This is a genomic window from Streptomyces sp. NPDC059455, assembly GCF_042750115.1.
Lineage (GTDB): Bacteria > Actinomycetota > Actinomycetes > Streptomycetales > Streptomycetaceae > Streptomyces > Streptomyces endocoffeicus.
Window position 1 is genome coordinate 34,509 of record NZ_JBHYVB010000088.1, and the last position, 8,354, is coordinate 42,862.

Sequence of the window (8,354 nt, forward strand, 5' to 3'; positions counted from 1 at the left end):
CATTCGTCCTGGGTGTACGCGCCCAAAAACCACCGGCCGCGGGGGGGGTGGTGGCCGTGGGGCTCCTCCTGGCCGAGCCCGCGGCCCCCGCCTACATCGCCTCTTCGCTGAGGCACCTGGGCAGCATCTCCGATGCGAGCGCCCCTGAAGTCGTCACCTACGACGCCGCCGCCGTCGATGACGACGAGGACGCCGCTCTCGCCCGCGTCCGCGACGGACTGAGCGCCGTCGGCGAGCCGGCCTGGGCTGCCCACATCGACCCCCTGCCGTTCGCCACGCGGCTGCGCGAACACCGCGCCGCCTGCGCCGACGCCCGGCAATTCGCCCAGACCATGCCCGCCGACTGGGTCCGCCAACTGAGCATCGCCGGCACCCCCGACCAGGCACGCGAAGCGATCACAGCCCGCCACACAGCGGGCGCGACCAGCGTCGTCCTCACTCCCACCGGCCCCGACGCCCTGGCGTCCCTCGACTCACTCGCCCGCGTCCTGGCCCCCCGCCCCTGAGCCGAAAACCCCTACACTCCGGAGGAACCGCCATGTCCACCGACCGACGGATCGTGCTGTTCGACCTCTTCGGGGTCATCGCCCTCCACCAACGCCCGGGCGCCCTGGCGGAGATGGCCGCCCGGTGCGACGCACCCGCGGACGCCTTCGCCGAGGCCTATTGGGGCTGCCGCCCGCCCTACGACGCCGCGCGGCATTCCGCGCCCGAGTACTGGACGGCCGTGCTGCGGTGGCTGTCACTCCCCGTCGACGCCGACACGATCGAGGAGTTGCGGCTCGCCGACATCGACAGCTGGTCACGCGTCGACAACCGCATGGTCGCCTACGTGCAGTCCCTGAGGGACGTCGCCGAGGTCGCCCTGCTGTCCAACATTCCCGCAGACCACGCGGACGCCTTCCTGGCCACACAACCCTGGCTGAGCAACCTTGACCATGTCGCCTTCTCCGGAAAGATCAATGCGGCGAAACCAGACCCAGCGGCGTTCCACCACTGCGTCGTCTCCATGCGGGCCGCGCCCGCTGACTTCCTCTTCGTCGACGACCGCGAAGAGAACGTACGGGCGGCACGGGCCACCGGTATGAACGGACACGTCTTCACCAGACTCGACGAACTGACCGCAGCCATCGACACCTGGCTCCCGACCCGATGAAACGCCGCCCGGTGATGATCAGGGCCGCGATCCGCGCCACGTACTTTCCGCGAGAGACGGCGCTTCGTCAGTGGCGTGGACACGGTCGGTGCGTCCCAGGCTCTTCGGAGGCTTGAAGGCCGGCCCGTGTATCGGCACCTCACCGCTCGTCGTCCTCGTCCGCGTCGTCACCTCCCGCGTCCTCTGGGGGCCGCTGTCGCAGGCACGTCGGCACGGAAGCTGTAGTGGCCCAGGCACCGTGCCCGGTTCGGGCACGGCCCCGTGTGCCGGGGCGATGAAGTCACGCTCGGCAGAGGTCGGCGTTCTCAGCGCCAAGGCTCAGCGGCTGTGGTGCGACGCCCACTGCCCACCGATGTGCTCCCTGCAGGCCCATCTCCCTCAGAGCCTGTGTCATATCCCCGGTCGGATCAGCGTGCGTGCCAGGCGTCGCACGCCCGGCCGGGGATATGACACAGGCTCTCAGCTCGCATCAGCCGCTCGACAGCGCGACCGGTCGCCTGGGATTGCGGGCACCATGACGCTCGAATCTTGCGGCCCTATGGGGAGCCCCCAGATGGGGTGCTACGGGAACGTCTGGCGACTCCGGAACAGTGGTCCGGGGCCGGCGGGCCTGGCCGGGTGGATTCGTCACTGTGCCGCGGATCGGATGAACGAGGCTGCCCGCTCCCCGATCATGATGGCCGGCGCATTGGTGTTGCCGGTCACCAGGGACGGCATGATCGATGTGTCTGCCACACGGACGTTGTCCAGCCCGTGCACGCGGAGTTCGGAATCGACGACCTTGCCCATCATGCACGTACCCGACGGGTGGTAGAACGAGAACGACTGGGTGTGGATGAAGTCGTCGATGTCCTGGTCGCGGTCCGATACGGGAGCCAGCCCCGCGTCCGCGGCCCCGTGGAGGCCGGACTCCAGGACGTCGGTGAGCCGCGACTCGCGGGCGATGCGCATGCAGATGCGCAGGCCTTCCCGCAGCCGCCTGCGGTCGTCCTCGTCACCGAGATAGTTGTGCACGATGCGCGGCTTGGCGTAGGGGTGTGAGTGGCGCAGGCGCACGGAACCGCGGCTGCTCGGACGCGCGACGTACGGCCCGAAGGACATACCCGGCTCAAGAGGAGCGGCGAGTCCTTCGTCACGGACGATGCCCAGCGCGGCGTGCACCTGAATGTCGGGAGCCGGCAGGTCATCGCTGGTACTGAAGAAACCGCCGACCTCGTTCCAGGCCATAGGTCCGTCACCCCGCTCACGCAGCCGCTGCTCCTCGCGGGAGGTGTCCGGGCCGAGAAGCGGCTCAGTGTGGCTGAAGAAGCTGATGAAGCACCCGGCGTGGTCCTGCATGTTCCGTCCCACGTCCGGCAGGTCATGCAGAGGCGTGATGCCCCCTTGGGCGAGCTCGTCCGCGGGGCCGACGCCGGACTGCAGCAGCAGGTGGGGGGAGTTGTAGGCGCCCAGGGACAGTACGACCTCACGGTTGATCCGGATCAGTCGAACGGTGCCCAGGTGGTCGACCTCCAGTCCCTGGGCGCGGGTGCCGTCGAAGCTGAGGCGGAGGGCGGTCGTCGAAGGGAGGATGGTGAGGTTCGGGCGGTCTGCCGCCGGTTCGAGGAACGCCACCGCACTGCTGCATCGCAGCGCGTTGCGCTGGGTGACCTGGTGGTAGCCGACACCGTCCTGCTCGGTTCCGTTGAAGTCGGGGTTGGACTTGTGGCCGGCGTCCTGGGCCGCCTCCACCCAGGCCGTCAGCAGCGGATGGACGGAGACCGGGTCGCTGACGGTCAGCGGGCCCCCGGTCCCGTGGAAGTCGTTGGCTCCGCGCTGGTTGTCCTCGGACTTCTTGAAGAACGGCAGGACGTCGTCGTAGCCCCAGCCGGGGTTCCCCATCCGCTCCCATGTGTCGTAGTCGTAGCGGTGGCCGCGGACGTAGAGCATGGTGTTCATCGAGCTGGTTCCGCCGATCGCCCGCCCACGCGGCAGGTAGATCCTGCGTCCGCCCAGCTGCGCCTCGGGCTCTGTGGCAAAGTCCCAGTCGTACGTCGTCTTGAGCTGCTGCGAGAACAGGGCGGGAATCTCAAACAGACGCCCGGTGGCGGGTGGCCCGGCTTCGATCAGGGCCACTGTTACGTCCGGATCTTCGGAGAGCCTGGCAGCAAGCGCACAGCCCGCTGAGCCGGCCCCCACAACAATGTAGTCGTACGTTTCCGCGGTCCCCGTCATATCGCCTCCATAGGGATCAGGCCTCATGGCCCGGTGTGCTCGACATACGTTCACCAGACCCGCATCCGGTGATTCTGAGGAGCTGAAATAAGCCGGCCTCACCGTGGCTGCTTCTGGAGACACTAAGCAGTCACGCGATCGCAGCACATACGCAACGTGAGCGGTCCTGGCCAGAAGTAATACACACAATGTGCACCGGGGGTGACGCCCGCCCCGCCGATGGTCTTGCCGCGCTTGCGGGCGGACTCGTGGCCTTCGAGGGTGCGGTCGCGGATGTACTCGCGCTCCATGCCGGACATGGCCGCGAGCACGGTGAACACGATGCAGGACAGGTCGTGCGAGGCCTTCGGCTCCCCGGTCAGGAACTACGGGCCGACGTTGCTCGCCTTCGGCTCCTCCGGCGAGGGAGTCGAGTTGTGCGTCGAGGGACTGCCGGGCGGTCGAGACGCGGGCGTAGCCGAGGCGGGCGTGTCCGACCGGCTCGGCGCCGGCGCTCACCGGCCGGGGCAGCTCGGTTCAGGCCGACCCCGGCTTGGGCAAGGCGGGGGTCGGCACGCTGAGCGCCTTGGCGAGCTGGGGCACCAGGCGGAAGCGGGCGGTGTGGTACTGGATCGCCACCTTCCCCTTGCCGGTCCGGCACCGGGAGTCCGCGGGGCCGCGCAGGTGGACATCGGACAGTCGCGCGATTCCACGAGCTTGAAGTCGTCGCTCACGCCCTGGAGCGTTTCATGAGGGCGTTTCTGGAGCCCAGCTGTTTGCAACAACTCATGAAACATGATCGCCGCAGGTGGACCGCCGGGCGGGCGGGTGTTTCACGAGCGACCACCTATGAAACACCGGTTGTGGGAGTCCCTTCGGGTGACCTGGTGGCGTGTGTCGACGCCCCCAGGCTCGGAGAGCCACTCATGGTGGCCGCATGGACCTCGACGTAGACCGTGACGATCTCCCCGCCCCGCGCCGTGCCGTACCCGAGGGCCGGCGGCTCGCACGGTGGCTCACCGACAGCATCGGCAACCACCAGATGCGGCGAGCCGCGATCGTGCTCGGCTTCTACCGAGACGGGTACTGGCTCCGCCGGTTCGTTCAGGACCCTGCGCTCAGCGGCACGATCGAGCCGACTGACCCCCAGGTGTGGCAGCTCGTCGGCGGCCAGTACATCGTGCCTCCCCTGAACTGCACCGAGACCCCGGCATCAATCAACTGGGACCGGATCGTAGATCTCCTCCGCACGCCAGGCGCTCTTGGCGATGACGACCTGGAACCCGGCGCCATCGGGCCGCACCTCGCCGCACTGGAGATCGCCGCGTCCCTGGCTGTCGGCCACCCTGTCGATCTGTGCCACGCGGCCCGGGTGCTGCCCCCGTCTGACTGGAGGGAGGTCGTCTGTCGCATCGAGAACGCCGCCGACTATGTGTGACGAAGCTGAGCACGTCGTCACCCGAACCGGGACAGCCGTCTCCCAGGGGAGACCGGTGGTCACGCCGGGTACCCCGGGTACCCGCCGCGCTCCTCTGCGCCCTCCGCTTCCCGCCGCCGGTCTTCTCCGCCTCACCCCGACCCCTTACTCGGCGCCGGTTGGCGCGGGACCTGGTGGACTGCGACCCGGTCGTGGGGACCTCAGCCCACGACAGTCAGTGCCTGTTTGTGAGCTGGGCATGACACTGTGGTCGGCGTTTGCCCAGCTCAGGATTCGAACGGCAGGGCTGGGGCGATGAATCTGCTGGTGCACGAGGGGGCGCTGCTGGCGGCCGCGCACCGCATCGCCGTCGACGACCGCCAGGACGTCGCCGCCGTCATGGCGTGGGCCGAAAGCGTCGGCCGCGCCGAGGTCGCGGCCGCGGTGGCGCAGCTGGGTGAGCAGGGCGCGGTCGACGCCACCCTCGCGCTGCATGCAGGCCGAGCAGGTCCGTGACCGGTTCCGTGCCGACGCTCTAGCGTACTTCGCGCTCAGCCCGCAGGCCGACACCGAGGCGGAACTCGCCCGCGCGGTGAAGATGCGCACCCGGCACTTGCACTGCGACACCTATCAGGCTGCCGACGATGCCGCAGAACAAGCCCGTTGGCGCACCGCCCACCACCTGCTCCAGACCCGCCTGGCCACCGTGCGCGCCATGGCCGGTGCACCCGCGGCAGCTGCGCCGCAGCGTCCGGTCCAGGCCCGGTGGGCCGACCGGCTCGCTGACGTTGCCCGCCGGCCGCTGAGCACCGAGCAGCCGAAGGAGAACGCATGACGAATCACGGCCCGGCAGGCGAACACAGGTCCGGTCGCAGCGGGTTGAGGGTGCCGTCGTGGCTGGCCGGTGATGCGGGTTGGTAGGCGCATGCCCTCGAGGCGCCCAAGGCCACCGACTGCCTGGAGCCGTTGGGCGTCGACCACTGGCGGCGTCTGGGGCAGGCCGCCCGCGATCAGGTCGTCCTGGCCGCGGGCGGCATCGAGTCGTTCCTCGTCGTCGGTGACTTCGCGTTACTGGGCGGAGCGTTCAGCCAGTCGGCGTCCGAGTGCGAGAACCACCGTTTTGAGGGCTTCCGGCTGTTGGATGATGAAGGGCCGGTCCAGCATGGCGAGTGTGCCGGCGACCCACTCGAGGCGTTCAGCCCGCAGAAACACCTGCAGCCAGTCATGACCGTCCGCAGCATCGGGAGGAGACGCCGGCGCAACTGACCCGAGCGTTTCCGGAATCCAGCGCCGCACATAGGCCGGATCAGCGCGGATGAGCACGGAGACGTCGTATCGCGAAGGTGCCGCCGACAGTGGTCCCAGCACCTGGGCCACTGGGTCGATGTTCGCGGGCGCTTCAAAGGTGCCTGGCAGAAGCCGCAGATCGGCCATCCTGTCCAGGCGGTAGGTACGCTGCGCCTGGCGGTCGGCGTCGAAGCCGGTGAGGTAGAGCAGGTTTCGGTACGCCACGATGCCGTGCGGCTGTACGTGCCGCGTAGCCGCATGCCCCTGACGAGTCCGGTACGCGAACGCAACCGGGCGCTGGTCCCGTGCTGCCTCAGCCAGACCGAGCAGCTTCTGAGCGCCTTCGTCAGCACCAGGACGAGCTTCGGCGTCGTCGTGGTCTTCCGCGCCCGGGCGTCGCTCACCGGTGAAGTCCACTGCCCGGAGTACCGCGTCGATGCGGCGGGCGAGCGCGGCAGGCAGTACTCGGCGCACCTTCGCCGTGGCCGTCTCCATCACCAGCGGGGTTACCGGACCGCTGTGCGCATGTTGGTTGACCAGCAACGCCCACACCACGGCAAGGCCTTCCTCGTCGTTCAGCATCAGCGGCGGCATGTGGTAGTGACGGGCCAGACGGTAGCCGCCGTACCGACCGCGAACCCCGTCCACTGGAATGTCCATTTCGCGTAGCTGCTCGACATAGCGACGCACGGTGCGCTGATCGACTCCGAGGCGCTCGGCGAGGTCGACAACAGCGCGGGTTCCTCCCGTCTGCAACAACTCCAGCAAGGCGAGAACGCGTGCGGTTGGTCGGGTCATACCTGCGATGATGCGGCATTTCCGGGCGGAATATGACCTGTATTCATTCTAAGGTGACCACATGACCGCCTCAGCCGCAGTGCAGCTCGCCTCCGTCCGTCTCATCACCGATGACATTCCGCGGCTCGTCCGCTTCTACAAGGCCCTCACCGGTGCGACCCCGCAGTACCTCACCGAGGATTTCGTCGAACTGGTGACCCCCTCAGCCACCGTCGCTGTCAGCGGCTCCGCCCGCGTCGCTTTCATCACCACCAACACGCCCCGTGGGGGTGCAAACAACAGTGCGATCGTCGAGTTCCTCGTCGACGACACCAACGCCGTATACGAGAGGCTTGCGACCGATTTCGGCGACGATCTTGATGTCGTTCAGCCTCCGACCATGATGCCGTGGGGTAATCTGTCGGCTCTTGTCCGCGACCCCGACGGATCCCTTGTCAACCTCTACACGCCAGTCACACCCGAGGCATGGCAGCTTCAGCGCAACCGGACACCGAAGCCACCGCACGCAGGCCTGTAAAGCGAGCGGTGTAGCCGATGCCGGCGGCGAAGCTGGCGACGGTACCGGCGGCGCGGCGGACCTGATAGAGGCGGGTCGGGCGAGTGCGGCCTGCTGATCGGGTCCGGGTCCTGCGGGTTGCCGGGCGCACCACCCGTGAGTTCGGCTACGAGCCCCTCTTCGGAAAGCTCGAACCCGCGGCCTTCCGCCATCTCGTGCAGCCGCTCGATCACGGCACGGCAGTCGCCGCGGGCGGTGCCCGCCGTTGAACCGCTGCCAGGTGTATGAGCTCCAGTCGCCGAAGTGGACGGCGTACTCCTCCATCGCGCACTGTTCCCACCGCTGCGCCTTGATCCACTCGGCGGCGGGCAGGTGGCGCTCGTCCTCGAGCAAGGGGAGCATGAGCGGGGTCATCTGGCAGTGGTAGCGGTCGAGTTCGTGCGCGAGCCTGGCCTCGTCGTAGGCCTGGTTGTAGATCACGATGCGGCGGGTCCCGTGGCTGCGCCCTGCCGACAAGGATCGGATCGCGTGGGCGGTCAACGAGGTCTCCGACGCGGGCTGGACGGCCAACGAGGTCCTGGCGGCCCTGGACCTGCGCCAGGAACCTCTCGGGGGCGTACGGCGCGCGTCCGGGTTCCTCGCGGCCCGGCTGCGAGGCATGGCGACCATGCCCGGCTGGACCAGCCGCCAGCAGCGCGCCGTGCAGGTCGACCACGGCAACGCCGCCGTCGACGCCGCCCGCAAGAACCGCATTCAGCAGGTCCGCAACAGCCAAGAACGCAGCGAGGGCGCCTGGCAGGCGCCGCGCAGCGCCGCCGTGCGAAGCGAGATCGACCAGCTGCTCGGGCGGGCCTTCGCGCCTAAACTTGTTCTTTTTCTTCCGGGCTCGAACGCCGTCTCGTACTGGGTCGCTCACCTGGGGGTTCGCCGGAGGTGGGGGCGGCCGGCGGGAGTTAAACTGAATCGACAAAAACGCACAGTAGAACGACCAAGGCCCGGGGGCTTTA

General features: G+C 68.5%; 9 protein-coding genes and 2 pseudogenes. 8 read left to right on the forward strand and 3 right to left on the reverse strand.

The window, feature by feature from the left end; translation table 11 throughout:
- Together ACFXB5_RS28245 and ACFXB5_RS28250 are read left to right on the forward strand one after the other, a co-directional pair.
- Positions 1–506: pseudogene (locus tag ACFXB5_RS28245) on the forward strand (LLM class flavin-dependent oxidoreductase); the annotation flags it as partial.
- A 32-nt stretch (positions 507–538) separates the two neighbouring features.
- Positions 539–1,156, forward strand: coding sequence for an HAD-IA family hydrolase (locus ACFXB5_RS28250; protein WP_385212700.1), 618 nt, complete (start codon positions 539–541; stop codon positions 1,154–1,156).
- Positions 1,157–1,783: 627 nt separating this feature from the next.
- Here ACFXB5_RS28250 and ACFXB5_RS28255 read toward each other — a convergent pair.
- Entirely contained in the window at positions 1,784–3,370 is a 1,587-nt protein-coding gene (locus ACFXB5_RS28255; RefSeq protein WP_385212702.1) for a GMC family oxidoreductase, read from the reverse strand.
- Between the two features lie 122 nt (positions 3,371–3,492).
- Positions 3,493–3,732 (reverse strand): recombinase family protein, encoded by a 240-nt coding sequence (locus tag ACFXB5_RS28260; RefSeq protein ID WP_385212717.1) that lies wholly within the window; start codon positions 3,730–3,732, stop codon positions 3,493–3,495.
- A gap of 554 nt (positions 3,733–4,286) precedes the next feature.
- On the opposite strand from ACFXB5_RS28260, the gene ACFXB5_RS28265 reads away from it, so the two are divergent.
- The 3 genes from ACFXB5_RS28265 (at position 4,287) to ACFXB5_RS28275 (ending at position 5,601) form a co-directional block, all read left to right on the forward strand.
- The gene (locus tag ACFXB5_RS28265) at positions 4,287–4,787 is read left to right on the forward strand and encodes a hypothetical protein (protein ID WP_385212704.1); all 501 of its coding nucleotides are present in this window, start codon (positions 4,287–4,289) and stop codon (positions 4,785–4,787) included.
- A 294-nt stretch (positions 4,788–5,081) separates the two neighbouring features.
- Positions 5,082–5,282, forward strand: a complete 201-nt coding sequence (locus ACFXB5_RS28270; RefSeq protein ID WP_385212706.1) for a hypothetical protein — start codon at positions 5,082–5,084, stop codon at positions 5,280–5,282.
- Positions 5,260–5,601, forward strand: a complete 342-nt coding sequence (locus ACFXB5_RS28275) for a hypothetical protein (RefSeq protein ID WP_385212708.1) — start codon at positions 5,260–5,262, stop codon at positions 5,599–5,601. The genes ACFXB5_RS28270 and ACFXB5_RS28275 overlap by 23 nt, the downstream gene beginning before the upstream one ends.
- Before the next feature lie 233 nt (positions 5,602–5,834).
- Here the strand turns inward: ACFXB5_RS28275 and ACFXB5_RS28280 are convergent, their stop codons facing one another.
- Positions 5,835–6,851: a helix-turn-helix transcriptional regulator gene (locus ACFXB5_RS28280; RefSeq protein WP_385212709.1), complete on the reverse strand. Its 1,017-nt coding sequence runs from the start codon at positions 6,849–6,851 to the stop codon at positions 5,835–5,837.
- Between the two features lie 61 nt (positions 6,852–6,912).
- Here ACFXB5_RS28280 and ACFXB5_RS28285 point away from each other — a divergent pair, with 61 nt between their 5' ends.
- The 3 genes and pseudogenes from ACFXB5_RS28285 to ACFXB5_RS28295 form a co-directional block, all read left to right on the forward strand.
- Entirely contained in the window at positions 6,913–7,368 is a 456-nt protein-coding gene (locus tag ACFXB5_RS28285; RefSeq protein WP_280890652.1) for a VOC family protein, read from the forward strand.
- Positions 7,369–7,451: 83 nt separating this feature from the next.
- Positions 7,452–7,616 (forward strand): hypothetical protein, encoded by a 165-nt coding sequence (locus ACFXB5_RS28290; protein ID WP_385212711.1) that lies wholly within the window; start codon positions 7,452–7,454, stop codon positions 7,614–7,616.
- A gap of 212 nt (positions 7,617–7,828) precedes the next feature.
- Positions 7,829–8,354, forward strand: a pseudogene (locus ACFXB5_RS28295) (hypothetical protein); the annotation flags it as partial.